Origin of the sequence: Pseudomonas sp. P5_109 (genome assembly GCF_034009455.1) — a bacterium.
Taxonomy (GTDB): domain Bacteria; phylum Pseudomonadota; class Gammaproteobacteria; order Pseudomonadales; family Pseudomonadaceae; genus Aquipseudomonas.
Genome location: NZ_CP125380.1, coordinates 3801084 through 3827503, shown reverse-complemented (window position 1 = coordinate 3827503; position 26420 = coordinate 3801084). Strand labels below are relative to the sequence as shown.

The following is a 26420-nucleotide window of genomic DNA, read 5'->3' as shown; positions in this document are numbered from 1 at the left end:
TTGCTCGCGAAGGTCTGTCTAACAATGGAGATGCATGTCTCCTTATTGAGACTCGACAATCCCCAGCGCCACCATCTTCTTGTACAGCGTCGACCGTCCAAGCCCCAGACGCGCCGCTGCTTCAATTACCTTGCCCCCGCATTGCGCAAGGGTGGTTTCGATCAGTTGCCGGTCAAAGCGCTCCCGCGCCGCACTGAACGTTTCATGGGCAAGCGGTTCGATGGTCAAGGGGGTCACGCGTTCCACCGGCGTGAACGTACCAATCGCCGCGCGGATGTCCGCTGTCGTCAGGCGCAAGTCGTCACTGAGCAGCGCGGCCCGCTCCAGCACATTGCGCAGCTCGCGGATGTTCCCCGGCCAGGCGTGTTGCCCCAACAGATCCAGGGCTTCGTGGTGCAGTTCATGCTGGCTGCGCAGTTCCTCGAGAATCGCTTCACTGAGCGCCGGCACGTCATCGAGGCGGTCACGTAGAGGCGGAACCTGGATCGGCAGCACGTTGAGCCGGTAGTACAAGTCAGCGCGGAATTCGCCGCGCTTGATCGCGGCTTCCAGGTCCGTGGAGGTCGCGGCGATCACCCGCACATCGCTCTGGATCACTTCATTGGAGCCCACCGGCTCGAATTCCTTTTCCTGCAACACCCGCAGCAGTTTGCTTTGCAGGGGCAGCGGCATGTCGCCGATTTCGTCGAGGAACAAGGTGCCGCCCTGGGCGATCTGCAATTTGCCGGCGCGGCCCTTGCGATCCGCTCCGGTAAACGCGCCGGGGGCGGTGCCGAAGAACTCGGCCTCCAGCAGCGATTCGGGAATCGCCGCGCTGTTGATGCTGACAAACGCCTTGTGGGCACGGGGCGAGGCATTGTGGATCGCCTGGGCCAGCAACTCCTTGCCGGTGCCGGTTTCGCCGAGCAGCAGCACCGGCGATTCGGTACTCGCACTGCGTCGGGCGCGGCGTTTGACTTCCAGGCTGGCGGCGCTGGTGCCAATGAAGTGGGCGAAGTTGTATTTGGTCTGCCGCGCTCGTAGCAGTGAGCGGGTGGAGGCCAGTTCTTCCTGCATGCTCATGTAGCGCTTGAGCATCGGCGACAGGCTGCGCAGTTCGTCGAACAGGGCGAAACCGATGGCGCCGATCACCACGCCGGAGTCATCGTGAATGGGCAGGCGCATGACCACCAGCGGCTCTTTGGAGGTGTCTTGCATATCCAGCAGAATCGGTCGGCCGGTGCGCACCACTTCACGCAACAGGCTGCCGGGGATCACGCTTTCGCAGGCCTTGCCGATTGCGCCTTCTGCCGATTGCAGGCCGAAGCGCCGGGCATAGCGTTCATTCATCCAGACGATGTTGGCATCGCGATCGACAATCACCGTGCCCTCGCTCGATTGCTCGATGATCTCGAACAACGAGCGGATCGCCAGCAAGCGAACGCGCTGGTAGTCCTTGAGGCTTTCGGTGGTGTTCATGGGTTTGATCCTGATGATTTATTACCTGTGCCGGCCTCTTCGCGAGCAAGCCCGCTCCCACATGGAAATGCAATCCCCTGTGGGAGCGGGCTTGCTCGCGAAGGCCGCGATGCGGTCTAACGGCCAGATTATGCCTGCCCCAACAACGCCGCCGCCAACAGCTCCTTGGTGTACGGATGCTGCGGTGAGTCGAACACCTCATGACTGGCGCCGCGTTCCACCACTTTGCCGTCCTTGATCACGATCATGTCGTGGGCCAGGGCGCGCACTACGGCCAGGTCGTGGCTGATGAACAGGTAGGTCAAGCCGTGTTTTTCCTGAAGCTGGCGGAGCAGGGCGACTACCTGTTTTTGCACCGTGCGGTCCAGCGCCGAGGTCGGTTCGTCGAGCAGGATCAGCGCCGGTTTCAACACCAGCGCCCGGGCAATGGCGATGCGCTGGCGCTGGCCGCCGGAGAACTCGTGGGGATAACGATGACGACTTTGCGGGTCGAGGCCGACTTCGCTCAGAGCCCGGATCACTTCGGCGTTGCACTCTTCGGTGCTCAGCGTGCTGTGCACCTCCAGCCCTTCGCTGATGATCTGCGCAACCGACATTCGCGGGCTAAGGCTGCCGAAGGGGTCCTGGAACACCACCTGCATCTTCTTGCGCCACGGCCGTAGCTGTTTTTGCGTCAGGCCGTCCAGCGCCTGGCCCTGAAAGCGGATGCTGCCTTCGGAGTCGAGCAAGCGCAGGATCGCCTGGCCAAGAGTGGACTTGCCCGAACCGGATTCGCCGACAATGCCCAGGGTCTTGCCGCGCTGAATGTTCAGGCTGATGCCATCGACGGCACGCAGCCAGGTCTTGCGCTGAAACAGGCCACCACTGACGGGAAAGCGTACCTGCAGGTCGTCCACCTCCAGTACGTTTTCGCGCTCGTCCCGGGGCAAGGCTTCGCCCTCGGGTTCGGCGTGCAGCAACACGCAGCTGTAAGGGTGCTTGGGTTCGGTGAACAGGATTTCGCAAGGCGCCTGTTCGACGATTTCCCCGGCCTTCATCACGCACACGCGCTGGGCGATGCTGCGCACCAGATTGAGGTCATGGCTGATCAGCAGCAACGACATGCCCAGGCGCTGTTGCAGGGATTTGAGCAGCAGCAGGATCTTGCGCTGCACCGTCACATCCAACGCGGTGGTCGGTTCGTCGGCGATCAGCAGTTCCGGCTCGCACGCCAGGGCCATGGCGATCATCACCCGCTGGCGTTGGCCGCCGGACAATTGATGGGGGTAGGCCTTCAGGCGCTCTTCGGGTTTCTGGATGCCCACCAGGTGCAGCAATTCGAGGATCCGCGCCTGCGCCGCCTTGCCCGCCAGGCCTTTGTGCACCAGCAAGGTTTCACCGATCTGTTTTTCGATGCTGTGCAGCGGGTTCAGGGAGGTCATCGGCTCCTGGAAGATCATCGCGATGCGGTTGCCGCGCAGTTTGCGCAACTTGCCGTTGTCGGCGCCCACCAGTTCCTGGCCGCGATAGCGAATGCTGCCCGTTGTCTCGGTATCGTTTTGCGGCAGCAGTTGCAGGATCGAGTGGGCCGTCACCGACTTGCCCGAACCCGATTCGCCCACCAGCGCCAGGCATTCGCCGGGGCGGATGTCCAGGCACAGATTGCGCACCACGGTCTGGCCGCTGAAGGCCACGCTGAGGTCACGGATTTCGATCAGGTTGGTCATATCAACATCCGCATCAAGATCGTGGATCAAAGGCGTCGCGCAGCGCTTCGCCAATGAACACCAGTAAGGAAAGAATCAGCGCCAGGGTGAAAAACGCCGTCAGGCCCAGCCACGGCGCTTGCAGGTTCTGCTTGCCCTGGCCGATCAGTTCACCCAGCGAAGCACTGCCCGCCGGCATGCCGAAGCCGAGGAAGTCCAGCGCCGTCAGGGTGGAAATCGCCCCGGTGAGGATGAACGGCAGGTAGCTCAAGGTCGCGTTCATGGCGTTGGGCAGGATGTGCCGGACGATGACTTTGCGGTCGGTCAGGCCCAGCGCCCGCGCGGCCTTGACGTATTCCAGATTGCGCCCGCGCAGGAACTCGGCGCGCACCACATCCACCAGGGCCAGCCATGAAAACAGCGCCATGATCCCCAGCAACCACCAGAAATTCGGCTCGACGAAACCCGACAGGATGATCAGCAGGTACAGCACCGGCAATCCGGACCAGACCTCCAGCAGACGCTGGCCGAGCAAGTCCACCCAGCCGCCGTAATAGCCTTGCAGGGCCCCGGCCGCGATGCCGATCAGGGCACTGACAAACGTCAGCATCAAGGCAAACAGGATCGACACCCGGGCCCCGAAGATCACCCGGGCCAGAACGTCCCGTGCCTGGTCATCGGTGCCCAGCCAATTGACGCTGGTGGGCGGACTGGGGGCGGGTTTGTTCAGGTCATAGTTGGGCGTGTCGTCACTGAACGGAATCGGCGGAAACAGCAACCAGCCGCCGTCCTTCTTGATCAGTTGCTGCACGTAATCGCTGCGGTAATCGGCCTGGAACGGCAGATGTCCGCCGAACTCCTGTTCGGTGTGGCGCTTGAAGACCGGGAAGTACCACTGGCCCTGATAGCTGACCATCAGCGGTTTGTCGTTGGCGATCAGCTCTCCGCCCAGGGTCATCAGGAACAGGCCGATAAACAGCCAGAGCGACCACCAGCCGCGACGGTTTTTCTTGAAGCGCTCGAAGCGCCGACGCGCCAGCGGTGAAAGCTTGAGCATCAGGCGTTCCTCGCGGCGAAGTCGATACGCGGGTCGACCAGGGTGTAGCAGAGGTCGCCGACCAGTTTTATCAAGAGGCCAAACAGGGTGAAGATGAACAGCGAGCCGAACACCACCGGATAGTCCCGCGATACCGCCGCTTCGTAGCTCATGCGGCCCAGGCCGTCGAGGGAGAAGATCACTTCGATCAGCAGGGAACCGGCAAAAAACACGCTGATGAACGCCTGGGGAATGCCCGACACCACCAGCAGCATGGCATTGCGGAACACGTGCCCATAGAGCACCCGTCGTTCACTCAAGCCTTTGGCTCGGGCAGTGACCACGTACTGGCGGGTGATTTCATTGAGGAACGAGTTCTTGGTCAGGATGGTCAGCGTGGCGAAACCGCCGATCACCAGCGCGGTCACCGGCAACACCAGGTGCCAGAAATAGTCGGCCACCTTGCCGATGGTCGACAGGGAGTCGAAGTTGTCCGAGACCAGCCCGCGAACCGGAAACCAGTTCAGCGAAGTGCCACCGGCAAAGACCACGATCAGGAACATCGCAAACAGGAACGCCGGCATGGCATAGCCGATGATGATCGCGGTACTGCTCCAGATGTCGAAATGGCTGCCATGGTGCACGGCCTTGCGGATGCCCAGGGGAATCGACACCAGATAGGTGATCAGCGTCGCCCACAGCCCGAGGGAAATGGTCACCGGCATTTTTTCCAGGATCAGGTCGGTGACGCTGGCGCCGCGGAAGAAACTCTTGCCGAAGTCCAGGCGCGCGTAGCTGGTGAGCATCAGCCAGAGGCGCTCGTGTGCCGGCTTATCGAAACCGTACTGTTTTTCAATGTCCTTGATCAGCTGTGGATCGAGCCCGCGACTGGCCCGGGACTTGCCACTCACGGCTTCGCTGGAGCCGCCGCCCACCGTGGCGCCGCCAATGCCTTGCAGGTGCGCGATGGCCTGTTCGACCGGTCCGCCCGGCGCGGCCTGGACGATGACAAAGTTGACCAGGAGAATGATCACCAGGGTCGGAATGATCAGCAGCAGGCGTCGCAGTATGTAAGCCCACATCAGTGCGGCCCTCCGGGTTTGCCACGGCTGATACGCTCGGCCGTCATCTGTTGGTTGGTCAATGGCGTGGTGCTCATCTCCCACCAGCTCTCGATGGCTTCGTCATTGCTTGCCTGCACGTTCGGGATGCCAAAGCGGTTCCACCACACCGTCGAGGTGCCCGGGGGGTAATAGTTGGGAATCCAGTAGTAATTCCATTGCAGCACCCGGTCCAGGGCGTGGGCGTAATGCAGCATGTCTGCCTGGGTCGTGGCGCGGATCAGCCCGGTGATCAGGGTGTCCACCGCCGGGTTTTTCAACACCATGTAGTTGTTGGAGCCTGGGTCGGTGGCCGCCGCCGAACCGAAGTAATTGAGCAGTTCGTTCCCAGGAGAAGTGGTGACCGGGTAGCCGGTGACGATCATGTCGTAGTCGCGGCTCATCAGGCGGTTGACGTACTGGGACGAGTCGATGCGGCGGATGTTGAGGTCGATGCCGATCTGTTTCAACGTGCGTTTATAGGGCAGCAGCAGACGGTCCATGCCATTTTGACTGACCAGGAAGGTGAAGCTCAGCGGCTCGCCGTCGGCATTGACCAGTTGATCGCCATCGGGTTTCCAGCCGGCTTGTTCGAGCAAGTCCAGGGCTTGCAGCTGCTTGTCGCGGATCACGCCGCTGCCATCGGTCTTCGGCGCTTCGAACACCTGGGTGAAGACTTCGTCGGGGATCTGCCCGCGCAAGGGTTCGAGAATCGCCCGCTCCCCCGCATCCGGCAGTTGCCGGGCCGCCAGATCGGTATTGGAGAAAAAGCTCTGCTGGCGGATGTACATGTCACGCATCATCTGCCGGTTGCTCCACTCGAAGTCCCACAGCATCACCAGCGCCTGGCGCACGCGACGGTCCTGGAACATGGGCTTTTGCAGATTGAACACAAAGCCCTGGGCCGGCTGCGGTGCCTCGGTGGCAAGGTGGGCCTTTTGCAGGCGACCGTCGCTCAGGGCCGGGCTGTCGTAGCCGATGGAGTAGCCAGTGGCGGAAAATTCGCGATTGTAGTCATAGGCGCCACCGCGCAATACCTGGCGCGCCACGTCGGTATCGCCGAAGTACTCGATGCTGAAATGGTCGAAGTTGTACAGGCCACGGCTGACCGGCAGGTCCTTGCCCCACCAGTCGGGGTTGCGCTCGAACGTGATGCTGCGCCCCGAATCGATCTTGCCGACTTTATAGGGGCCACTGCCCAGCGGCGCTTCATAGCCGCCGCCACCAGCGAAATCGCGGCTCTTCCACCAGTGTTCGGGAAACACTGGCAAGGTTGCGATATCCAGCGCCAGGGTGCGATTTTCGTTGTTCCTGAAATCAAAGCGCACGGTCAGCGGCGATTCCACCTCGACGTCCTTGACGTCGGCGAACTGCGTGCGGTAGCGCAGGCTGCCCTGGGTCATCAGCAGGTCGAAGGTGTAGCGCACGTCTTGCGCGGTAATCGGTTTGCCATCGGCAAAACGCGCCTTGGGGTTGAGGTGGAAACGCAGGGACAGGCCGTCCTCGGAGCGCTCCATTTTCTCTGCCACCAGACCGTACACGGTGTACGGCTCGTCCAGCGAGCGCTGGGCCAGTGGTGAATAGAGCAGTCCGTCGATCTGGGTGACGCCGATGCCTTTGTCGATGTAAGGCAAGACATGGTCGAACTGACCGATTTCGATTGCCGAACGCCGCATCGTGCCGCCCTTGGGGGCCTGCGGGTTGGTGTAGGCAAAATGACTGAAGCCGGCCGGGTACTTTGCCGGTTCGCCGTAAACGGTCAATGCATGCCGCGGTTCAGCATTCACACCGGCGGTACCCATCAGCAGGGCCACGGCAGTGAACAACAAGGTAGAGAAAGCCAGTCGCATTGTCAGCCTTAGAGCCGGGTGGTCGTTAACGACAATTTGTACGCTAGCGGCGCGTCCCTCGCCAGCCGAATTACGCGTCACAAACACAACGGCCCACCAAAAGGCGGGCCGTTGTGAGAGTAGCTCAAGCGTCGATCAGTCCTGACGGCTGGTCACTTCCAGCAGGTGGTAACCGAACTGGGTCTTGACCGGGCCCTGGACCACGTTGATGGGTGCGCTGAAGACCACGGTGTCGAACTCCTTGACCATCTGGCCCGGACCGAACGAACCCAGGTCACCGCCCTGGCGGCTGGAAGGGCAGGTGGAGTTTGCCTTGGCAACTTCGGCGAAATCGGCGCCAGCCTCGATTTGGGCCTTGAGTTCGTTGCACTTGGCTTCGGAAGCAACAAGGATGTGACGGGCGGTGGCTTTGGCCATGGGAAAATACTCCTTTCAATATTCAGTAAAGTGCTGAGCCTACCGGATTCAGTGAGCTATTTCTCCTCAAAGTTCCGTTCCACGCGGGAGCTACGGCAGGTGGCGCCTCAAAGGCCGGCGTCTTTCAGGCGCTCGGCATGCTGGACATACAGTTCAATCGGGTCCACACCTGCACACAACTGGCCGGCGGGTTGGCCAATGGTGTCCAGATGATCCAGCGCATAGTCGGAACGGATAACCGTTCCCAGATGAGAGCTGAAGCGACCGACCACCCCGTCGTTCTGCTCGCCTTCGGTGACGAAATAGCTGGAAAGAGCCCGACAGTAGGCGTGGAGTGGATCGAGCGCATTGAACCCTTCTTCGAGAACATTCGACGGCAGCACGCCGCTCCACGAATAGTAACGAACACCGTTAACCCGTTCGCACCCTTTGCCACCCCAGGTGGTGGGCAACCCTTGCGGGTATTTGTCGTTGAATGCGCCTACGCCTTCGGTGGTCAGCGCGTTGAGGGCCGCAATGGCGTTCTTCGGTTGGTATTGATTGTCGCTCAATGTCGCGAGGAAGTCGGCGAACAGGGTCATTGCGGTCTCGGCCACATGTTCCGGCAGACTGCCCGGTGTCAATGCCTTGCGCAGGAAATCGGCCAGTTCCGAGCCATGGTTCGGCCCGCTGACGGAGGTGACCGACGCCACATGGTGTGGCGCAATCGCTGCTGCATAACGTGCGCTCAGTGCGCCCTGGCCATGGCCGATGAGGTTGACTTTGCGTGCACCGGTTCCTTCCAGCACCCGCTTGATCTGTGAGAGCAATAGGTCACCGCGCACCTCGTTGCCATGGCTGCCCGCCAGGTGAGGGACGAACACCCTTGCTCCGGCGTTCCTCAGCGCCTGCCGGATGTCATGAAAGAGCTCGAATTTGCCGATCTTTTCGAAGCCGAAAAGGCCGTGGACCAGCAGTATTGGATTACAAGTGCTTGCATTCCTTTGCATATTGATACCTTCGCACAGTAGTTCGTTGGGACTGCATGGCGTTTCACTCTAAGGCACTTGAGGTTGACGCGATGTATGAAAAGTCCGTCGAACCTTGCGGAAAGCGGAATAGAGCAAGTGTGAATGCTCAAAAGCGACTGAGGTTTTAGTCGGAATAGTTTGAGGATTTTCCAGGCGATCTGCTTGCAGTTGATCAAAAACCTACTTCGTATGTATCGATTTTCCCAGCGAGCCGGAGTGAGAGGCCGACATCACGGCCGTTTGCCGCGGGGTTAAATAGGCTTCATCCAAAGCCGGCCACCCGTTCGGCGTTTATTCCAGGGACTGGAGCGAATGAATGACTGTTTATGAACCCGACACCTTGAATCTCGTGCAGCAACCACTCGCCGCTCCCTTGCTTGAGCAGGCGGAAAACGGCGTTCTGAACCCCTCCGACAAAAAGGCCGTGATCAGGGTGCAGCCTTATCCAGGCATGACCTGCGGCGACAAATTGCTATTGAATTGGGTGGGTCTGGATGCCGAAGGTCGAGCCTGCAATCATCAGGTGGCGCGCTTTGTCAGTGAGGACCGGGTCGGCGAGGACGTGATCTTTGCCGTGGGTAGCGCACATATCGCGGCGCTCGACGGTGGTTCACTCGAAATCAGTTACTCACTCATGAGCACCCTTTGCGCCGGGCCCATGCACTCCCATCGTTTGCAACTGAGTGTCGGTGATGTGCAAGCCGACCTGTTGCCGGCGACGGTAAACGATGCGGTGGGTAGAACGCTTGATCCGGATCGGGTGAAAGAAGGGGTGATCGTTACGATCAAGCCCTATGCGCGCATGTCGGCGGGCGACTGGGTGATGCTGACCTGGGCTGGTGTTTCGATCGAAGGCAGTTTCAGTGATGCACTCAAGGTCGAGTCCTTTGCCGTGGGGGAGGAACTGTCGTTTTGGGTCGACCCGGAGTGCATTGCGCCCAACCTGGGCTCGTGCGTTTCCGTCGATTATTGCGTCAAGCAAACAGGGCATAACCCTCGTTACTCGGAAGTAACGGCACTGATGATTGGCAGGCTGGAACGGGGGCCACTGCTGCCACCCATTGTGCTGGAAGTCGATGAAGGTTGGGTGGATCTGCACGATGCGCAGGATGGCGTGACCGTCGTCATCGAAAACCCCAGGGCTGATAAAGGCGAGCTGATCTGCCTGAGATGCGACGGGGAAAAATTCAATCACCTTGATGAGCGTGAAGTAACCAGAGACAGTGCGGGAGAGCCGTTGGTGTTCATCGTTCCCTACCGGTTCTGGAGGGAGCATCGGGATTGTGCGATCCGTGTTTCCTATTCAGTCGAGCGCTGTGACGGTTCCCGCCAGCAATCCGCGGCGACACTGGTTCAGGTGCAGTCCATGATGGGGCTCTGATTTCCTTTTGCCCTCCAGACTTCCCATGAAGGCCGGAGGGCGGACGGATAATGCCGGCTATCGGGCGTTGTCTTGCGCTCGCAGCCGGTCTGCCGCTTCAAGCAACAGTTGTTCTGTCCCGGCCCAGCCGAGGCAGCCGTCGGTCACTGATACGCCGTATTGCAATGACGAACTCAACGGCTGGCAGCCCTCGAACAAGTGGCTCTCGATCATCATGCCAATCAGCGAACGATCACCTTGCAGGCGTTGTTCAAGTACGTCGTTGAACACCGCCGGCTGGCGCAACGGGTTTTTGCCGCTGTTGGCGTGACTGCAATCGACCATGATTCGAGCCGGAATCCTGAGCCTGGCCAGGTCACTGTTCACTTGGGCGACGCTGGCGCTGTCGTAGTTCGGCCCCTGATGGCCGCCGCGCAATACCAGGTGAGTGTCCGCATTGCCCGGTGTTTGAATGATCGCCGGATGTCCCTGGCTATCGACACCGAAATGACGATGGGGGTGGGCGGCGGAACGCATGGCATCGCTGGCGACAGTGACACCACCGTCAGTCCCGTTCTTGAACCCTACAGGCATGCCCAGGCCGCTGGCCATTTCGCGATGGATCTGCGACTCCGTGGTCCGGGCGCCAATGGCCACCCAGCTCAACAGATCATCGAAATAGCCGGCCGCCATCGGTTGCAGCAGTTCAGTGGCAACGGGCAGGCCCAGGCGGAGCATTTCGCGCATCAGCTCGCGGGACAGCGTCAGACCGGCGGCCATGTCATCGCTGCCATCCAGGTGCGGGTCGTAGGCCAGGCCTTTCCAGCCAACCGTGGTGCGGGGTTTTTCGACGTAGGCGCGCATCACCAGGAGCATTTCGTCGCTGACTTCGGCGGCGAGGCGGGCAAGGTTGCCGGCGTATTCGAGGGCTGATTTCGGGTCGTGTATCGAGCATGGGCCGACGATGACCAGCAGACGGGAATCTTCACCGTTGAGGATCGCGCGAACCGCTTGGCGGTGGGCGGTGACTTGCTGGGTCAGGGTGTTGCTGAGTGGCAATTGCTGCTTGAGCTGCAATGAGCTGGGCAGGCGCAGGGTCAGCGCTTCATTGGCAGGGCTCAAGGTGGACAGCGGCAGTGCAGAGACGGACGAGTTCATATTCAAGGCTTCCTGGGCTGGTGGCGGGTTCATGCCCGCGCGCTCGGCCCTACTGGGGTGTTCGACAATTGGCCAAATTGGCTGCGTGTGTGTGCTTGCCACCTGTGGGTGACCGATCGGAGGCGGCAGGCTGTCCCGAGCGGAGGCTGGTAAATCGCCAGGCGGTAAAACTGTCGTAACGGTAATAAGTGGCGTAGTTCATGTTCTTGATCCTCTGGATGTCTGGTGTGTCGCTAAAAAGGTTGGGGCTGAAAAAACAAAACCCCCGGTCGGGAGGCCGACCGGGGGTTGAGAATTCTCTGGTGGCGACCCGTTAAAAGTGGGCGCCGTGTGGGTATCAGGCGCGCCAGTGGCTAAACCAATACCCAAAATAAAAGCTGACCGGAGCACAACCGTCATTCACCCGGGCAGCCGCAACCGAGCGCAGGGCGCTGGCGGTACGAAGCTGTAAGAGGGCGTTGAACATGGTCTGTCTCCGATGGATGGACCGAGCTTACTAGAGGCCGGTGCGCAGATTCAATCAGAAAATGCTATTGGCCAACGACAACGCTTTCTATCGCTTGAGTGCCCCGAAGGTTGTGACACACACTGCGCCTCAACAAAACACCTCGGCACAAGGACCTACCATGACGGCTCTGACCCTCGCCGCTGCGCAATCGATTTCCATCCCTGGAGATCTCGCCGGCAATATCGCCAGACATCAACGTTTCATTCAGGTGGCTGCGGATCAGGGCGTGCAATTGCTGGTGTTCCCGGAGTTATCGCTGACCGGCTACGAACGGGGGCTCGCGGCGCAGCTGGCGATTGCTCCGGACGCCGCTGTCCTGCAACCGCTGCGTGATGCTGCCCGGGAAGCCGGGGTGACGGCTGTCGTCGGCATGCCGATTCGGCTGATGGACACCTCGCCTGTGCTGATTGGCGCGCTGATACTGGGTGCCGATGGTTCTCTCGGGGTCTACAGCAAGCAGTATCTGCATCCGGGGGAGGAGGAGGCGTTTGCGCCGGGAACGGGGGGCGAGCCTCTGACCATCGGCACCGACACGATTGCGTTGGCTGTGTGCGCAGATTTCACCCATGCCGATCATGCGGCTAACGCTGCACTGAACGGTGCCGGCGTATACGCCGCTGGCGTGCTGATCACGGCAAAAGGCTACGACCCGGATACCGCGTTGTTACAGGGCTACGCCGCTGTCCATTCAATGATGGTGTTGATGGCCAACCATGGCGGTGCAACGGGTGGCTGGGAGTCGGCAGGGCGTAGTGCGGTGTGGTCCCCGGACGGTTCGCTGGTTGCAGCCGCCGTCGGTACCGGCAACCAGATGGTCGTTGCCCGGCGTGATTGTGCGGGTTGGACCGGGAAGGTATTGGCAGTGGAGCTGGAATGATGGAGCGCCAATGGCGTCCGGCAACGCCTGATGACCTGGATTTCGCCCGCGAACTGACCTGTAGAGGCATGCTGCGTTACTACATTGAGCATGATCTGCCATGGCAGGACGAAGCGTTTGACGTGGCCTGGGCCGGGCGAGACAACCGGGTGATCACATGGGACGACCATATCCTGGGGTATGCCAGCCTGAGCCGTGATGCCAGGGCCTTGTACATACGCGAGTTGCATATCGTCGAAGCGTTTCGTGGGCAGGGTACCGGATCCTGGGCGATCGATCAGGTGCTGGCTCTGGCGCGCCAGGAGCGGCGCCCGGCGTTGCGCCTGACGGTTTTTGAAAACAACCCGGCGCAAGTGTTGTACGAGCGCAAGGGATTCAAGGTGGCGGGCAAGGACGAATGTTTCCTGAGGATGCAGCTGGATATCCCCGGCCCGGATTGCTACAACACGCTTGCGACAAGCCTTTCAAGATGAATTGAAACTTTTAATCTGATGCTTTCCGCTAGGTCTGCCAGATGCTTTTTGCTAAGGTGTCTGGCAACCCAATAAGACCATATCGCGAGGTGTCTGCTTGATTAGGGTGCTAGTAGTCGATGACCATGATCTCGTTCGTACAGGCATTACACGAATGCTGGCTGACATCGATGGCCTGCAAGTAGTCGGCCAGGCCGAGTCGGGTGAGGAATCCCTGCTCAAGGCGCGTGAGCTGAAACCCGATGTGGTGTTGATGGACGTCAAGATGCCGGGCATCGGCGGTCTTGAAGCCACTCGCAAATTATTGCGCAGTCATCCGGATATCAAGGTCGTCGCGGTGACCGTGTGTGAGGAGGATCCGTTTCCTACACGGCTGTTGCAGGCCGGGGCGGCGGGTTACCTGACCAAGGGGGCAGGTTTGCCGGAAATGGTCCAGGCCATTCGCCTGGTGTTCGCCGGGCAACGCTACATCAGCCCGCAGATTGCCCAGCAGCTGGCGATCAAGTCCTTCCAGCCCACCAACGATTCGCCTTTCGATGCCTTGTCGGAGCGGGAAATCCAGATCGCGCTGATGATTGTCGGCTGCCAGAAAGTACAGATCATTTCCGACAAATTGTGCCTGTCCCCAAAAACCGTGAACACCTACCGTTACCGCATCTTCGAAAAGCTTTCGATCAGCAGTGATGTCGAGTTGACGCTGTTGGCGGTTCGTCATGGCATGGTCGACGCCAGCCTCTGAAAATGACCGAAACCTTTGATCCGAGCGCCTTTCTGTCGACCGTTAGCGGGCGCCCCGGCGTGTACCGCATGTTCGACAGCGAAGCGCGTCTGCTTTACGTCGGCAAGGCGAAAAATCTCAAGAATCGCCTGTCGAGTTACTTTCGCAAGACCGGGCTGGCACCCAAGACCGCTGCACTGGTAGCGCGTATCGCCCAGGTCGAAACGACGATCACGGCCAACGAAACCGAAGCCTTGTTGCTTGAGCAGACGCTGATCAAGGAATGGCGCCCGCCCTATAACATCCTGCTGCGCGACGATAAATCCTACCCCTACGTCTTTCTCTCCGACGGAGAGTTTCCGCGCCTGAGCATTCATCGTGGCGCGAAAAAGGCCAAGGGCAAATATTTCGGGCCTTACCCGAGCGCCGGTGCGATTCGCGAAAGCCTGAGCCTGCTGCAAAAGACGTTTTTCGTTCGGCAATGCGAAGACAGTTATTACAAGAACCGCACCCGTCCTTGCCTGCAATACCAGATCAAGCGCTGCAAGGCGCCCTGCGTCGGGCTGGTGGAACCCCAGGTGTATGCCGAAGATGTGCGCCACTCGGTGATGTTTCTTGAGGGGCGCAGCAACGCGCTGACTGACGAGTTGTCCGCCGGGATGGAAGAAGCGGCGATCAATCTCGAGTTCGAACGAGCGGCCGAGTTGCGCGACCAGATTGCGCTGCTGCGCCGGGTTCAGGATCAGCAGAGCATGGAAGGCGGGACCGGGGACGTCGATGTGATTGCCGCCTTCGTCAATCCAGGCGGTGCCTGTGTCCACTTGATCAGCGTACGGGGTGGGCGGGTTCTGGGAAGCAAGAACTTCTTCCCTCAGGTAGGTATTGAAGAAGACGTTTCCGAAGTCATGGCCGCGTTTCTTGGCCAATACTTCATCAGCAGTCCTGAGCGCGACTTGCCGAGCGAGTTGATCGTCAATGTGGTTCACGATGACTTTCCGACACTGATTGCCGCCATCGACGAGTTGCGCGGACGTGAACTGACCATCAGCCATCGCGTGCGGGGTACGCGGGCACGCTGGCAGCAATTGGCGGTGACCAATGCCGAGCAGGCACTGAGTGCGCGCCTGGCGAATCGTCAGCACATTACGGCACGGTTCGATGCACTGGCCGAGGTACTCAAGCTCGACGAGCCCCCTCAACGACTCGAGTGCTACGACATCAGTCACTCCAGCGGCGAGGCAACGGTGGCGTCCTGCGTGGTGTTCGGCCCCGAAGGTCCGATCAAATCCGATTACCGTCGGTACAACATCGAAGGCGTTACGGCTGGCGATGATTACGCGGCGATGCATCAGGCATTGACCCGACGCTTCAGCAAACTGAAGGACGGGGAGGGCAAGCTGCCGGATATCCTGCTGGTGGACGGCGGTAAGGGGCAGTTGTCCATGGCTCGCGACGTACTCGATGAGTTGGCCGTGCCTGACCTGATTCTGCTGGGTGTGGCAAAAGGCGCGACGCGCAAGGCCGGTTTCGAAACCCTGTACCTGAACGACGCTGCACATGAATTCACGTTGCGCGGCGATTCTCCCGCGCTGCACCTGATCCAGCAGATTCGCGACGAAGCCCACCGATTTGCCATCACCGGGCACCGCGCCCGGCGTGGAAAAACCCGTCGGACGTCTACACTGGAAGGCGTCGCTGGCGTCGGACCGACACGTCGGCGGGATTTGTTGAAACATTTTGGTGGATTGCAGGAGCTGTCTCGTGCAAGCATCGAAGAAATTGCCAAAGCCCCCGGGATCAGTAAAAAGCTCGCAGAGTTGATTTATGCAAATCTGCACAGCGAGTAGAATGCCCCCTCACCTCGTAGCCAGTTGTGCCGATGAATATCCCTAATCTGATTACCGTTCTACGCGTTCTGCTCATACCGATCTTCATTTTGCTGTTCTACCTGCCTTACCAGTGGAGCTACATGGCCTCGGCCTCGGTCTTCGCATTCGCTGCCGCGACCGACTGGCTGGACGGGTACCTGGCCCGCCGCCTGGAACAAAGCACACCGTTCGGGGCTTTCCTCGATCCGGTTGCCGACAAGCTGATGGTTGCGGTTGCATTGGTACTGTTGGTGCAGGAACACGGCAACCTGTGGCTCACGCTGCCAGCTGCCGTGATCATCGGTCGCGAGATTGTCGTCTCGGCACTGCGCGAGTGGATGGCCGAACTGGGCGCTCGTGCCCATGTCGCCGTGTCCAACCTGGGCAAATGGAAAACCGCCGCGCAAATGCTGGCGCTGGTGATCCTGCTGGCCAATCCCAAGGACTTCAGCTTCTGGGTCTTGCTCGGTTATACCTTGCTGATGATCTCGGCTGGCCTGACTTTGTGGTCGATGGTCCAGTACCTGCGGGCCGCCTGGCCACATCTGAAGACTGACGTTGAAAAGAAATAAAACTTTTTTGAATCAAGGGGTTGACGGCGCTTCTGAATTCTATAGAATGCGCCACACCAAGACGCGGGAATAGCTCAGTTGGTAGAGCACGACCTTGCCAAGGTCGGGGTCGCGAGTTCGAGTCTCGTTTCCCGCTCCAAGTTTGCACGCATTTGATGTCGCGCTACTGACAACAAATGTTTTGAGGCCGAGTAGCAAAATGGTTATGCAGCGGATTGCAAATCCGCCTACGCCGGTTCGATTCCGACCTCGGCCTCCACTAATAAACAAGCTCCGTAGATCTATGATTTACGGAGCTTTTTTATTTGCAGTAGCCTGCAAGATTTAGATTTGAAAAGGCTATTTGCGAACTTGCTTCACTGGGGCGGGATGTATATATTTCCACCTCTGCTGCACAAGCGTCAGAACTGCCAGATCGTTGTTTGGCAAAAACTCGACGCTTCACCGCGCTACCGCCCGAATGGCGAAACTGGTAGACGCATGGGACTTAAAATCCCCCGCTCGTAAGGGCGTGCCGGTTCGATTCCGGCTTCGGGCACCATGAATATCAAGGGCTTGCGTGAGATACCTCATGCAGGCCCTTAGTTTTTTTATTGCCGCAATTCGCCCGCAAATCGCGCATTTGGAAGTCGGCTTCGGTTCCCTTGGGTGACCTATCTACGCAAGAGCACCAGGTCCTTGATATGTATCGCTCTCTCCCCGAAAGCGATAAACTCCATATTCACCATTCGCTCAGTGCGTTCGCTGAGTTGGCGTCGCGACACAACCGATAAATGCTTCAAACCCAATGGTCCGGAAGGCACCTTGGGAAGGAAAACTACGTCTGTCGTTTTGGCAGAACTCAGGATGAGAGGGAAACACAAATGGGTTTGGCAGCCTCCAAAGAGCGCATGCATCAAATTTCACCATCCGCGAATGCGTGCCCCCACTGCGGGGCAAAAAAGAAACCTTTGATACCTTCAAAGCTGGTAGGACTCGCAGCCACCGCGGGAGTAATTTACTGGTTTACTTTTCATGTCTTGTTCCCGGGCATGACTGCCTCCGTTACCCGAGCTGAGTACGGCGAGAAATGGCCTCTGACCATCTCCGAAGGAAAACTTTCCTGTGTGGATCCGTCCTCGGTTCTGCTCGAGTTCCAAGGCGTAACTTATGCAATGAACGATTCTGCGAGCAGCCATGCGAAGCAGTTCGGCTGGACCGAAGTCAATAGAATTTGGCGTAATGATCCCGAAAACAAAGGATCGAAAGTGGCGATGACACCACTTATCGAGAAAGGGCTTGCGCTCTGCGCGAAATAACCGAGTAAAGCAAAGGGGCCGCTGCAATGGCGGCTCCCGTTTAGTGCACATTGTTAGTCTCTACATCAATCTCGACACACCGACACTTTCGTTGCTCAAAGGGCTGTTGGCATGCCCGTGTTCTTTGCAACGCAAAATAAAAAGTCTGTACCAGACTCGTCAGGGCACTGTTCCAAAGGTCAACTCCATCGCTACTACAGCGGACAACCCCAGCATAATCAGCAACGCGAAAAGCAATAGGCTCAACTCAGCGAGCTGCTTATAAAGGGGCATCGGCCATTTCGTGACTCGAGCAATTGCTCTCTCAGTGGAAGCCATCACCAATTCTCACCTCTCGCGTCATACCGAATCTTGCGAGTCCAGCCGTCTCCATGATGCCCGGGACGACCGCTGTTGCGGGTCCCAAGGGGTGGTGCAACTAATGAGCCATTTCAATAGAGCGAGGATGATGCCCAATTAATTAACAGGCTGTTGGCGAGGGGCTCAAGCAAGAGAAAGGGGGAGTGGGGGAATATTCCTCAAATTTGGTGGTGAATGCCTGGTTGGGTGGGTGTAGTTCCCCATTTATGGAGAGTGTAGCGACCTTGTTTCACCCGCTTTTGGTAGCGGCTGCTTGCCTTGAGGTGGCGTGGAAGTATCGGCCTCAGGGCCTTTCAAGCTCTGGGTGTAGCTGCCGGAAAATTTCGACACGCTGCTTGAAGCGGGCTTTACTGGAACAAGTCGTGCGGATTACCGAGGGCTGCATGTTCTCGGCAGCCAGTACTGGCTGGATGCCGAGCGAAAACCACACCCTTCGAGGTTGAGGGCCAGCCCATGTCCCGGTTCCTCTGTGCCATGTTGTTCGCGCTGTTGCTCGTCGGCTGCGCTACCACGCGGCTGCCCCGCGAATTCAGCGAGGCGATACCCGCCAGCGAATCGGCTTTCGGGCGCTCGATCCAGGCTCAGGCCGCTGCGCATGAGGGGCGCTCGGGTTTTCGTTTGCTGCCCAACAGCAGTGAAGCGTTCCGGGCGCGCGCGGAGTTGATCCGCAATGCGCAGAAAACCGTCGATCTGCAGTACTACATCGTGCACAACGGTCTCAGCACCCGGGCACTGGTGCGTGAAATGCTGCTGGCTGCCGATCGCGGCGTACGGATACGTATCTTGCTCGATGACACGGCCAGCGACGGCCAGGAAGAAGTCATCGCGACCCTGGCGGTGCATCCGAACATCCATATCCGCGTCTTCAACCCTTTGCATCTGGGGCGCAGCACCATGGTCACTCGAACCATGGGCCGCCTGCTTGATCTTTCCCAACAACACCGACGCATGCACAACAAACTGTGGCTGGCCGACAACAGCGCAGCCATCGTCGGCGGACGCAACCTGGGGGATGAGTATTTTGACGCCAAGCCCGATCTCAACTTCACCGACATGGACCTGCTGTGCATCGGCCCGGTCGCCGAGCAGTTGGGACACAGCTTCGATCAGTACTGGAACAGCGCCTTGAGCCAGCCGATCACGGACTTCCTGCTCAATAAGCCGACAGCCCAAGACTTGCTCGAGAGCCGTCAACGCCTGGAGCAATCGCTGCAGGCCTCGCGTATCGAGAGCAGGGCGTTGTACAACCATCTCATGACTTACCAGACTCAACCGCAATGGGAGACTTGGCGCAAGCAACTGATCTGGGCCTATAACACGGCGATGTGGGACGCTCCGAGCAAGGTCCTGGCTGACGGAGAGCCGGCACGCGCGCTATTGATGGCCACACAACTGCGGCCTGAACTCGATGGCGTCAGTAACGAGCTGATCATGATTTCGGCTTATTTCGTCCCGCAAAAACCGGGCATGGATTATCTGCTGGGGCGTGCCGATGCCGGCGTTGATGTGCGCCTGCTGACCAACTCACTGGAAGCCACCGATGTGCCGGCGGTGCATGGCGGCTATGCACCGTATCGCAAGGCTCTGCTCGAGCATGGCGTGAAGCTCTATGAGCTGCGGCGCCAGCCGGACGATCCCGGCCGCAGCTCTTCGTTTGGTTTCAGTGGCGGCTCGGACTCCAGCTTGCATACCAAGGCCATGATCCTGGACAAGCAGAAAGTGTTTATCGGCTCGTTTAATTTCGACCCGCGTTCGGTGTTCTGGAACACTGAAGTCGGGGTGCTGGTCGACAGTCCCGAGCTGGCCGGCTACGTGCGCCAGCTGGCGCTTGAGGGCATGGCGCCGGTCATGAGTTTCCAGGCCCGACTGGAAAACGGCGAAATCGTCTGGCTCACCGAGGACGACGGTCGCCTGCATACTTTGCGCAAGGAGCCCGGCAGCAAATGGCGCAGCTTCAAGGCCTGGCTCAGCGACAAGATCGGTCTGGAGAAAATGCTCTAGATCAGCAATAGGGAATTACAAAGAAGCCTCTCGAAAAGGGTGACGCGATCAGGCCGGATGTCTTCTGAGGTTTTTGCCTGCACCTGCGTGATTCAGGCTCCTTGCAGTAAACGGAGGGTTCTTTATGCCCTTACTTTTGAGGGTAATGAATGAAACAAGGACAAGTTTTGTTGTTGGCTTTGTTGTTTATCTTTTTAACGGGTTGCATGACCACGCCGCCAAAAGACCAAGGCAATCTCTGCAGTATTTTTCGTGAGTATCCCGACTGGTACGAGGACTCGCTGCAAATGCAGAGTGAATATGGGACGCCTGTGCATGTGGCCATGGCGATCATGAAGCAGGAAAGCAGTTTCGTGGCAGATGCATTGCCGCCGCGTGACTACCTGCTCTGGGTGATCCCTTGGGGGCGAGTCAGTTCGGCCTACGGCTATGCGCAGGCTCAAGATCCAGTGTGGGGTGAGTACAAGGGCAATACGGGCAACGGTGGTTCGCGTGACAGCTTCGACGACGCGATCATGTTTATCGGTTGGTACACCACTGGCACCCAGCGTCAGCTCGGAATCTCCAAATGGGACACCTACAATCAGTACCTGGCTTACCACGAAGGGCGTGGGGGCTTTAGCCGTAATACCTATCGCGCTAAACCGTGGCTGATGCAGGTTGCCCAGAAAGTGCAAAAGCAGTCAGAGGTTTACAACGCCCAACTCAAGCAATGTCGCCAGGAGCTGGAAGACGAACGTAGTGGGTGGTTTTAGCGCGGTAGTCGGGTGTTATGCGCAAACAAGGGTTTGCCAGCGAAGGCCAGGCAAACCCTTGTTTGTTTCTGCTCCATCACTTGCATCCTGATCGTGGTCGCCTGATGCTTTTCAGGATGCAGGGTCTGCCTTGCGGCGATCGTTGCCGGTTGGGTTGCCGGTGTTGATCAGCCTTCTTTCCAGCAGTACGTTTTCCAGAGCCTGGCGGTCTGATGGGTTCATTTGATGCTCTCGCTCCTTGAGTTCCAGCAGGATCGGGGTCGACCACTGGCGGTAGGTTTGTTCGGCACTGGATTTGAGTGACATGGGTTCCTCCTTGATCAGGCTCCTGCCAATTAAGGTGCCGCGGTTCGATACGCAAGAGACCCTAGTTGACGAAGCCTGTTGTCGCCAATGCTTTACGTCGGACGCTCATTTCCCCAGATGCCCGCAGCCGCAGTGCGCTGCACGTAGTCGTTGAAGTCGCGCGCCGGCCGCCCCAGTGCCCGCTGTACGCCATCGGCCACGGATGTATTGCGGCCGTCGAGCACGGTCGTGAACAGATACAGCACCAGATCGATTAACTGCGCGGGCAGTTGTTCCTGTGCCAATGCCTGCCGATAGGCATCCGCGGGTACGGCCACGAAATCGATCTCGCGCTGGGTGGAGCGGGCGATCTCGGTGACGGCTTCGGCAAAGGTCAACGCCCGGGGGCCGGTCAACTCGTAGAGCTGGTTGGTGTGTCCGGGCTGGGTCAGGGCTGCGACGGCACACTCGGCAATGTCCTCTGCATCGATAAAGGGCTCGGCGATATTGCTGACAGGGAGTGCGAGTTCGCCTTGTACGATTGGTTCGAGAAAGTGCGCCTCGCTGAAGTTCTGGCAAAACCAACTGGCCCGCAGAATCGTCCAGTCAAGCCCGCTGTCCTGTACGACGCGTTCGGCCTGTTGTGCTTCGATCTCACCGCGGCCGGATAACAGAACCAGTTTGCGGACTGCACTTTTCACCGCCAGGTCGGTGAACGCCTGGATGGTCTGCAGGGCGCCGGGAACGGCGAGGTCAGGCTGGAAGGAAATGTAGACCGCATGAACACCCTCGATCACCGCGTCCCAGGTGGATCGATCTTCCCAGTCAAAAGGGGGATTGGCGTCGCGGGAGCCTCGGCGAACGGGCAGGCCGGCGGCCTCGAGTCGTTGGGTGATTCGGCGTCCGGTTTTGCCGGTGGCGCCGAGGACCAGGGTGATTGGTTGAGTGGGTTTCATCGCGTTCATCTCCATCGGTTAATGTGAGTGATGCTCATGTTTAAAAGATGATAGATCCTCATGTTTTTTCGTCAACCCACTGGATCGAGTTCCCCGACGTATGGGCATCTGTTGTTGGGCACAGGGTGTGGCGATGCTAAGGTGAGTACATGTCACGTTATTGATCGGGAAATTCACTCGTGCGCAAGAAGACCCCAGAAGCCCTTGAACAGCCTGCTGTAGAGTCTGTTCGGCGTAATCCCACGCAACAACGCAGCCGCGAACGTCAGGAGCGGATTCTGACAGCGGCGACGCAATTGATTGCGGACAAGGGCAGCGACCAACTCAAGATGAGTGAAATTGCCGAGCGCTGCGGGATCTCGATCGGTTCCCTCTACCAGTATTTCCCCGACAAGAGTTCCGTCATTCGCACGCTGGCCGAACGCTACAACGCTGAAAGCCGTCGTTGCATTACCGAGGCGATGGCGGCTGTCGAGGATGTCCAGGGCTTGCAGACGGCCTATTCGCAGTTGCTCGATCTGTACTACGAGATCGTGATGGCGACACCGGTGATGCGTGACATCTGGTCCGGCATGCAGGCCGACAAGCAGTTAATGCAACTGGAACTGGTGGAGAGCCGGGTGGCCGGAGCACTTCTGGCCCAGGCGATGCTTCGCGTGTATCCAGACCTCGATCAACAACAGGTTCAGGAGTCGGCGTTTTTGATCTGGCACCTGGGCGAGGCGACCATGCGCCTGGCGGTCACTTGCGCACCGCAGGAAGGGCGAGCACTGGTCGAGGCGTTCAAGCGTATGTCCCTGCGCGAGATCATGCAGCCCGTGCGCAAGGATGCCGACCAGCAGTAACCACGTCGCGGCTATTTCGATTTCCCGAGACCACCGCCGGTTTCACACTCGATTCTCGATTGTGCCAGGTGTTCCGTGTCGTGGTAGTAGGTGATGATCCGGGCGTTGCCAGGGATGTTGACCGATTTGCTGTTTTTGTCTTTGCTGATGGGCCGTGGGTTGGCCAGGGCTTCTTGCGACAAGGCGGCAAGGCAGCTGGCCCGATAGTCATCAGCGCATTGTCCGACGCTGCTTGTGCTGCTGGGCATCTCCTTGCCCGGGTTGCTGCAAGACCCGTTCATCGACTCCACGGGCATGCCTTGGTACTCAGGACAGGAGTGGCTTTCGATCGCCGAAACGGAGGCGCTCTGGGAGCGGGTGACAAGGTCGCAGCCTTGAGCGAATGCCAGGGCCGGGCACAAGCTGGCGATGATGATCAGGATTTTTGTGTTCATGGCTTTTGCGCTCCGATTGAGCCCTTGTGCAATGCAAGGGCCCATGGATTAGCAAATCCTGTTTCAGTCCAGACCTAAACGAAGGGCTGGCCGGCAAACCCCCGTGGCAAGCGTTGCAGGCCGGCCATCGCGGTCAGTCGCTCGGTCCAGGCCGAACGCCAGGTAACGGCGCTGTGCAGGGCTTTGGCTTTGCGCGCTGCGCGGCGGGCGGCGTTGCGTTCGGCCTTGCGTGCTTCTTTGTAGACCTCGGTGTTTCGGCAACTCCGGCATTTCACCCGATTGAGTTCACGGGTTGATACGAGGTTATTGCCGTTGTGGCCGCAGGCCAGGTGCCCGCTGACTTTGAAGTGAGTGACCATTGGAACGTCTCCTTCGTGACGTGTGAGCGGTTGACCTCACGTGAGCGGTGACGTTCGATTGGTTTTGCCCAACAAAAATCCCGGCGCCAGGCCGGGTTGTGAGAGAGGGTGAAATCCTGACAGACAGCCAGGCATCCGGAAACGTCACCGTCACCGGTCATGCTGCCCGAATCGGGCCTGTCCTCGTACCGCAAGTCCGTGACGGATCACCTGAACCGCGGCAGAGGCCGGTCAACAGGTTGCAGAGACGACAGCGTGTGCCGGATCAGCGGTGTGTCCTTCTCGATGTCGTTCAGGCGATCACGAATTCTAAGAGCGGTGGGGTGCCCGCCTTGATGATCGACCCAGTCGGCGATTTCCTTGCAGGCCGCGGCCAAGCGAGCCTGACGGGAGTCCAGTAAGGTGAGCAGGGTGGTGATGGACTCTTTTTCGGACATGGGAGACACCTCCGTTCAAGAAACCTGGGTGTGGCAGCAAAAAGCCCGCCGGGAGCGAGCTTTCTGCCGTTGGGGTCGCTGATCCTTCAGCCATTTCAGTATAGACCGGTTAAAAACCGCTGGCAGGCCCTCAGCTTTGTCGGGCTGTCACTTGTGATTTAGCGTTCAGCAGCTGGCAAACACGCTGGGCGTCTTCTTCTACGTCGTAGCCGTCTCCGATGAAACCCTGGGTACGGGTATCGGCGATGCGGTACCAGACCGCGGCATCCGGTGGCAGGTGGTCATACTCACCCTCACGGCGACCATGGATGATGATCTTGTTGCACCGCTTCACGACGAAAATGTCTTCCATGGCGTCTCCGCAGCTGATTCGTGTTCAGTTCAACTATAGAAGCCATTGCTGATCGTGCAAAAAATAGACAGGTCAATTCGTCGGTTCAGGCGCTGCCGCTATCCGCTCAAGGAAGATCGCCAGCCCGACTTCCTCGGCCGAAAGCCCTTTGCGCGCCCTCGGCCTGGGCAGTTGTGCCAGGTCGCCGAGAAGGAAACCGTCCAGCACCGCCGGGTGGATGTAGCACTTGCGGCACACGGCCGGGGTATTGCCCAGTTGCCTGGCAACGTTCTTTATCATCTCCACCAGGTGCCGCCTGGCGTCCGTTTCAGGCTGCCAGTGCAGCTTGCGCAATATCGCCAGCGCCAGCACGCTGCCGGCCCAGGTGCGGTAATCCTTGGCGGTGAAATCGGCGCCGCTGAGCGTTTGCAAATAGCTGTTGATGTCGGAGGAACTGACAGTGCGCCGGTCACCGTTTTCATCCAGATACTGAAACAGGTTCTGCCCGGGCATTTCCTGGCATCGCTTGATGATCCGGGCCAGTCGCCGGTCTTTCACGGTGATCTGGTGTTCGACGCCACTTTTGCCGCGGAACTGGAACAGGATGGCACTGCCGTTGATCTCTACGTGGCGGCTGCGCAAGGTCGTCAGGCCGTAGGAGCGGTTGTCCCGAGCGTATTGGCTGTTGCCAATACGGATCAGTGTCGTGTCGAGCAGGGTAATGACCGTGGCCATGACTTTGTCGCGACTGAATCCCGGTGCCGCCAACACGGCTTCCAGGCGTTGGCGCAGTTTCGGCAAAGCCAGCCCGAAGTCACGCAGGCGCAAGTATTTGTCGGCGTCGCGTACCTCTCGCCAGCGGGGGTGATAACGGTATTGTTTGCGCCCCCGGGCATCCCGGCCAGTGGCCTGCAGATGCCCGTGTGGATCGGCGCAGATCCACACCTCGGTATAGGCAGGTGGCACCGCGAGTGCGTTGAGACGGTCGATTGCGTCGGGGCCAGTGATGCGTTGTCCCGTCGGGTCGAAATAGGCGAATTTTCCGCGCAGCTTCCTGCGGGTGATGCCCGGTTGAGTGTCATCGACGTAATGCAGGTCAGGAGGCAGAACATCGGGCATGGCGATTGTCCCGGGCGATGGTCGTTACAGCCATTGACCCCGCACCGCTGCAGTCGTGCCGGCGGATTTACGCCAGCACCGCGACAGCTTTGATTTGTGCCCAGAGTTGTTGGCCAGGGTGGACGTTGAGTTGGTCGCGGGAATAACGCGTGATCCGCGCCAGCAACGGCGAGCCTGCGGCGTCGAGGCGAATCAGCACGTGAGCGGCGTTATCGGCGCTCATTTCACTGACCACGGTGACCGGCAGGCGATTGAGAATGCTGCTTTGCCCGGCACTGTCCAGGCTCAGGCTCACGTCTCGCGCCTGGACCTTGCAGCGCAGTGCCTGGCCCGCATCCATAGGCGTATGAGGCACACGAATATTGAGGGAAGTGTCGGGCAATTGCAGGCTGAGCAACTGATACTCGGCGTCATAGGCGCTGACACGACCTTCGATCACCACGCCGGCGTCATCCCCCATCGCCAGCGGCAAGTCGAGGCGCGCGAGGGTCTGGCCGATCGGGCCGCTGGCCAGTGCCTTGCCGCTGCTGAGCAAGACGATATGGTCGGCCAGCCGCGCAACTTCATCCTGGGAGTGGCTGACGTACAGCACCGGGATGTCGAGCTCGTCGTGCAGGCGTTGCAAGTAGGGCAGGATTTCATTCTTGCGTTGGGCATCCAGCGCGGCCAAAGGCTCGTCCATCAACAGCAAGTTCGGGCTGGTGAGCAAGGCGCGGGCCATGCCGACCCGCTGCCGCTCACCGCCCGATAGGTGTTGCGGGTGCCGGTCGAGCAAATGGCTGATGCCCAGCAACTCGGTGGCGTGGGCCATGTCGACCCGGCGCTGCGGCTTGGGGATGCGCTTGAGGCCGAACTCCAGGTTGGCCAGCACCGACAGATGAGGAAACAGGCTGGCTTCCTGGAACACGTAGCCCAGTGCGCGTTTGTGTGGCGCGACGAAGACCCTGTTTTCGCTGTCTTGCCAGACTTCATCGTTGACCTGGATAAAGCCTTGATCGGCCCGTTCCAGGCCGGCGATGCAGCGCAGGCAAGTGGTCTTGCCCGAGCCGGAATGACCGTAAAGCGCGGTGACGCCACGGCCCGGCAGTTGCAGGTCGACGTCGAGGGCGAACCCCGGGTAATCCAGTTTCAGGCGCATTTGAATCATTGA

26 protein-coding genes and 3 tRNA genes are annotated in these 26420 nt (G+C 59.3%); 13 read left to right on the top strand and 16 right to left on the bottom strand.

Annotation, left to right across the window (positions count from 1 at the left end):
• Positions 1-42 precede the first annotated feature (42 nt).
• The 7 genes from QMK54_RS17190 to QMK54_RS17160 form a co-directional block, all read right to left on the bottom strand.
• Positions 43-1458, bottom strand: a complete 1416-nt coding sequence (locus QMK54_RS17190; protein ID WP_320400949.1) for a sigma-54 interaction domain-containing protein — start codon at positions 1456-1458, stop codon at positions 43-45.
• 128 nt (positions 1459-1586) lie between these two features.
• The gene (locus QMK54_RS17185; protein ID WP_223592278.1) at positions 1587-3164 is read right to left on the bottom strand and encodes an ABC transporter ATP-binding protein; all 1578 of its coding nucleotides are present in this window, start codon (positions 3162-3164) and stop codon (positions 1587-1589) included.
• A 13-nt stretch (positions 3165-3177) separates the two neighbouring features.
• Positions 3178-4200: an ABC transporter permease gene (locus QMK54_RS17180; RefSeq protein ID WP_223592279.1), complete on the bottom strand. Its 1023-nt coding sequence runs from the start codon at positions 4198-4200 to the stop codon at positions 3178-3180.
• The gene (locus QMK54_RS17175; protein WP_320400948.1) at positions 4200-5261 is read right to left on the bottom strand and encodes a microcin C ABC transporter permease YejB; all 1062 of its coding nucleotides are present in this window, start codon (positions 5259-5261) and stop codon (positions 4200-4202) included. The genes QMK54_RS17180 and QMK54_RS17175 overlap by 1 nt, the downstream gene beginning before the upstream one ends.
• Entirely contained in the window at positions 5261-7129 is a 1869-nt protein-coding gene (locus tag QMK54_RS17170) for an extracellular solute-binding protein (RefSeq protein WP_223592285.1), read from the bottom strand. The genes QMK54_RS17175 and QMK54_RS17170 overlap by 1 nt, the downstream gene beginning before the upstream one ends.
• A gap of 135 nt (positions 7130-7264) precedes the next feature.
• A complete protein-coding gene (locus tag QMK54_RS17165; RefSeq protein WP_007984657.1) occupies positions 7265-7546 on the bottom strand; it encodes a peptidylprolyl isomerase in 282 nt (93 codons plus the stop codon).
• Between the two features lie 107 nt (positions 7547-7653).
• A complete protein-coding gene (locus QMK54_RS17160; RefSeq protein ID WP_110660363.1) occupies positions 7654-8535 on the bottom strand; it encodes an esterase/lipase family protein in 882 nt (293 codons plus the stop codon).
• A gap of 337 nt (positions 8536-8872) precedes the next feature.
• Between QMK54_RS17160 and QMK54_RS17155 the strand changes: the two genes are divergently transcribed.
• Positions 8873-9937, top strand: a complete 1065-nt coding sequence (locus QMK54_RS17155; protein WP_320400947.1) for a hypothetical protein — start codon at positions 8873-8875, stop codon at positions 9935-9937.
• 57 nt (positions 9938-9994) lie between these two features.
• On the opposite strand, the gene QMK54_RS17150 is transcribed toward QMK54_RS17155, so the two are convergent.
• Positions 9995-11074 carry a 3-deoxy-7-phosphoheptulonate synthase gene (locus QMK54_RS17150; protein ID WP_223592288.1) on the bottom strand — a complete coding sequence of 360 codons (1080 nt, stop codon included), beginning with the start codon at positions 11072-11074 and terminating at the stop codon, positions 9995-9997.
• Between the two features lie 626 nt (positions 11075-11700).
• On the opposite strand from QMK54_RS17150, the gene QMK54_RS17145 reads away from it, so the two are divergent.
• The 11 genes from QMK54_RS17145 to QMK54_RS17095 all read left to right on the top strand — a co-directional run bounded on the left by QMK54_RS17145 (position 11701) and on the right by QMK54_RS17095 (position 20504).
• A complete protein-coding gene (locus tag QMK54_RS17145; RefSeq protein WP_320400946.1) occupies positions 11701-12459 on the top strand; it encodes a carbon-nitrogen hydrolase family protein in 759 nt (252 codons plus the stop codon).
• Positions 12459-12932, top strand: coding sequence for a GNAT family N-acetyltransferase (locus QMK54_RS17140; protein ID WP_110660367.1), 474 nt, complete (start codon positions 12459-12461; stop codon positions 12930-12932). The genes QMK54_RS17145 and QMK54_RS17140 overlap by 1 nt, the downstream gene beginning before the upstream one ends.
• Before the next feature lie 97 nt (positions 12933-13029).
• A complete protein-coding gene (uvrY, locus tag QMK54_RS17135; RefSeq protein WP_008015884.1) occupies positions 13030-13671 on the top strand; it encodes a UvrY/SirA/GacA family response regulator transcription factor in 642 nt (213 codons plus the stop codon).
• 2 nt (positions 13672-13673) lie between these two features.
• The gene (uvrC, locus tag QMK54_RS17130) at positions 13674-15497 is read left to right on the top strand and encodes an excinuclease ABC subunit UvrC (protein WP_103393169.1); all 1824 of its coding nucleotides are present in this window, start codon (positions 13674-13676) and stop codon (positions 15495-15497) included.
• Positions 15498-15529: 32 nt separating this feature from the next.
• Positions 15530-16090 carry a CDP-diacylglycerol--glycerol-3-phosphate 3-phosphatidyltransferase gene (pgsA, locus tag QMK54_RS17125; RefSeq protein WP_110659118.1) on the top strand — a complete coding sequence of 187 codons (561 nt, stop codon included), beginning with the start codon at positions 15530-15532 and terminating at the stop codon, positions 16088-16090.
• 63 nt (positions 16091-16153) lie between these two features.
• Positions 16154-16229, top strand: a tRNA-Gly gene (locus QMK54_RS17120).
• 46 nt (positions 16230-16275) lie between these two features.
• Positions 16276-16349: transfer RNA gene (locus QMK54_RS17115), tRNA-Cys, on the top strand.
• A gap of 195 nt (positions 16350-16544) precedes the next feature.
• A tRNA-Leu gene (locus QMK54_RS17110) sits at positions 16545-16631 on the top strand.
• A gap of 322 nt (positions 16632-16953) precedes the next feature.
• Positions 16954-17388, top strand: a complete 435-nt coding sequence (locus tag QMK54_RS17105; RefSeq protein ID WP_181432020.1) for a DUF2511 domain-containing protein — start codon at positions 16954-16956, stop codon at positions 17386-17388.
• A gap of 813 nt (positions 17389-18201) precedes the next feature.
• Entirely contained in the window at positions 18202-19749 is a 1548-nt protein-coding gene (locus QMK54_RS17100; protein WP_320400945.1) for a phospholipase D family protein, read from the top strand.
• 149 nt (positions 19750-19898) lie between these two features.
• The gene (locus tag QMK54_RS17095) at positions 19899-20504 is read left to right on the top strand and encodes a hypothetical protein (protein ID WP_223595496.1); all 606 of its coding nucleotides are present in this window, start codon (positions 19899-19901) and stop codon (positions 20502-20504) included.
• Positions 20505-20615: 111 nt separating this feature from the next.
• Here QMK54_RS17095 and QMK54_RS17090 read toward each other — a convergent pair whose 3' ends face one another.
• Together QMK54_RS17090 and QMK54_RS17085 are read right to left on the bottom strand one after the other, a co-directional pair.
• Positions 20616-20810 (bottom strand): hypothetical protein, encoded by a 195-nt coding sequence (locus QMK54_RS17090; RefSeq protein ID WP_110659126.1) that lies wholly within the window; start codon positions 20808-20810, stop codon positions 20616-20618.
• 92 nt (positions 20811-20902) lie between these two features.
• Entirely contained in the window at positions 20903-21745 is an 843-nt protein-coding gene (locus QMK54_RS17085) for an SDR family oxidoreductase (protein ID WP_320400944.1), read from the bottom strand.
• A gap of 179 nt (positions 21746-21924) precedes the next feature.
• Here QMK54_RS17085 and QMK54_RS17080 point away from each other — a divergent pair, with 179 nt between their 5' ends.
• Entirely contained in the window at positions 21925-22590 is a 666-nt protein-coding gene (locus QMK54_RS17080) for a TetR/AcrR family transcriptional regulator (protein WP_320400943.1), read from the top strand.
• Between the two features lie 11 nt (positions 22591-22601).
• Here the strand turns inward: QMK54_RS17080 and QMK54_RS17075 are convergent, their stop codons facing one another.
• From QMK54_RS17075 to modC, 6 genes are all read right to left on the bottom strand, one after another.
• Positions 22602-23024, bottom strand: coding sequence for a hypothetical protein (locus tag QMK54_RS17075; RefSeq protein WP_110659132.1), 423 nt, complete (start codon positions 23022-23024; stop codon positions 22602-22604).
• A gap of 74 nt (positions 23025-23098) precedes the next feature.
• Positions 23099-23383, bottom strand: a complete 285-nt coding sequence (locus tag QMK54_RS17070; RefSeq protein WP_110659134.1) for a hypothetical protein — start codon at positions 23381-23383, stop codon at positions 23099-23101.
• A 206-nt stretch (positions 23384-23589) separates the two neighbouring features.
• Positions 23590-23820, bottom strand: coding sequence for a hypothetical protein (locus tag QMK54_RS17065; RefSeq protein ID WP_007975977.1), 231 nt, complete (start codon positions 23818-23820; stop codon positions 23590-23592).
• Between the two features lie 130 nt (positions 23821-23950).
• On the bottom strand, positions 23951-24172 hold the full coding sequence (locus QMK54_RS17060; RefSeq protein WP_110659136.1) for a hypothetical protein: 222 nt from the start codon (positions 24170-24172) through the stop codon (positions 23951-23953).
• A gap of 72 nt (positions 24173-24244) precedes the next feature.
• Positions 24245-25270, bottom strand: coding sequence for a DNA topoisomerase IB (locus tag QMK54_RS17055; RefSeq protein WP_223595505.1), 1026 nt, complete (start codon positions 25268-25270; stop codon positions 24245-24247).
• 67 nt (positions 25271-25337) lie between these two features.
• Positions 25338-26417, bottom strand: a complete 1080-nt coding sequence (gene modC / locus QMK54_RS17050; RefSeq protein ID WP_320400942.1) for a molybdenum ABC transporter ATP-binding protein — start codon at positions 26415-26417, stop codon at positions 25338-25340.
• Positions 26418-26420 lie beyond the last annotated feature (3 nt).

What these genes read in the sequence shown, in the direction of transcription:
- QMK54_RS17095 (WP_223595496.1), top strand. Translation starts at nt 19,899, where the DNA reads ATGAAACAAGGACAAGTTTTGTTGTTGGCTTTGTTGTTTATCTTTTTA.
- QMK54_RS17145 (WP_320400946.1), top strand. Translation starts at nt 11,701, where the DNA reads ATGACGGCTCTGACCCTCGCCGCTGCGCAATCGATTTCCATCCCTGGA.
- QMK54_RS17185 (WP_223592278.1), bottom strand. Translation starts at nt 3,164, where the DNA reads ATGACCAACCTGATCGAAATCCGTGACCTCAGCGTGGCCTTCAGCGGC.
- QMK54_RS17165 (WP_007984657.1), bottom strand. Translation starts at nt 7,546, where the DNA reads ATGGCCAAAGCCACCGCCCGTCACATCCTTGTTGCTTCCGAAGCCAAG.
- QMK54_RS17190 (WP_320400949.1), bottom strand. Translation starts at nt 1,458, where the DNA reads ATGAACACCACCGAAAGCCTCAAGGACTACCAGCGCGTTCGCTTGCTG.
- QMK54_RS17160 (WP_110660363.1), bottom strand. Translation starts at nt 8,535, where the DNA reads ATGCAAAGGAATGCAAGCACTTGTAATCCAATACTGCTGGTCCACGGC.
- QMK54_RS17100 (WP_320400945.1), top strand. Translation starts at nt 18,202, where the DNA reads ATGTCCCGGTTCCTCTGTGCCATGTTGTTCGCGCTGTTGCTCGTCGGC.
- QMK54_RS17180 (WP_223592279.1), bottom strand. Translation starts at nt 4,200, where the DNA reads ATGCTCAAGCTTTCACCGCTGGCGCGTCGGCGCTTCGAGCGCTTCAAG.
- QMK54_RS17085 (WP_320400944.1), bottom strand. Translation starts at nt 21,745, where the DNA reads ATGAAACCCACTCAACCAATCACCCTGGTCCTCGGCGCCACCGGCAAA.
- QMK54_RS17070 (WP_110659134.1), bottom strand. Translation starts at nt 23,383, where the DNA reads ATGGTCACTCACTTCAAAGTCAGCGGGCACCTGGCCTGCGGCCACAAC.
- QMK54_RS17140 (WP_110660367.1), top strand. Translation starts at nt 12,459, where the DNA reads ATGGAGCGCCAATGGCGTCCGGCAACGCCTGATGACCTGGATTTCGCC.
- QMK54_RS17060 (WP_110659136.1), bottom strand. Translation starts at nt 24,172, where the DNA reads ATGGAAGACATTTTCGTCGTGAAGCGGTGCAACAAGATCATCATCCAT.
- modC (WP_320400942.1), bottom strand. Translation starts at nt 26,417, where the DNA reads ATGATTCAAATGCGCCTGAAACTGGATTACCCGGGGTTCGCCCTCGAC.
- QMK54_RS17150 (WP_223592288.1), bottom strand. Translation starts at nt 11,074, where the DNA reads ATGAACTCGTCCGTCTCTGCACTGCCGCTGTCCACCTTGAGCCCTGCC.
- QMK54_RS17065 (WP_007975977.1), bottom strand. Translation starts at nt 23,820, where the DNA reads ATGTCCGAAAAAGAGTCCATCACCACCCTGCTCACCTTACTGGACTCC.
- QMK54_RS17155 (WP_320400947.1), top strand. Translation starts at nt 8,873, where the DNA reads ATGACTGTTTATGAACCCGACACCTTGAATCTCGTGCAGCAACCACTC.
- QMK54_RS17090 (WP_110659126.1), bottom strand. Translation starts at nt 20,810, where the DNA reads ATGTCACTCAAATCCAGTGCCGAACAAACCTACCGCCAGTGGTCGACC.
- QMK54_RS17055 (WP_223595505.1), bottom strand. Translation starts at nt 25,270, where the DNA reads ATGCCCGATGTTCTGCCTCCTGACCTGCATTACGTCGATGACACTCAA.
- QMK54_RS17105 (WP_181432020.1), top strand. Translation starts at nt 16,954, where the DNA reads ATGGGTTTGGCAGCCTCCAAAGAGCGCATGCATCAAATTTCACCATCC.
- QMK54_RS17175 (WP_320400948.1), bottom strand. Translation starts at nt 5,261, where the DNA reads ATGTGGGCTTACATACTGCGACGCCTGCTGCTGATCATTCCGACCCTG.
- uvrC (WP_103393169.1), top strand. Translation starts at nt 13,674, where the DNA reads ATGACCGAAACCTTTGATCCGAGCGCCTTTCTGTCGACCGTTAGCGGG.
- QMK54_RS17075 (WP_110659132.1), bottom strand. Translation starts at nt 23,024, where the DNA reads ATGAACACAAAAATCCTGATCATCATCGCCAGCTTGTGCCCGGCCCTG.
- pgsA (WP_110659118.1), top strand. Translation starts at nt 15,530, where the DNA reads ATGAATATCCCTAATCTGATTACCGTTCTACGCGTTCTGCTCATACCG.
- QMK54_RS17170 (WP_223592285.1), bottom strand. Translation starts at nt 7,129, where the DNA reads ATGCGACTGGCTTTCTCTACCTTGTTGTTCACTGCCGTGGCCCTGCTG.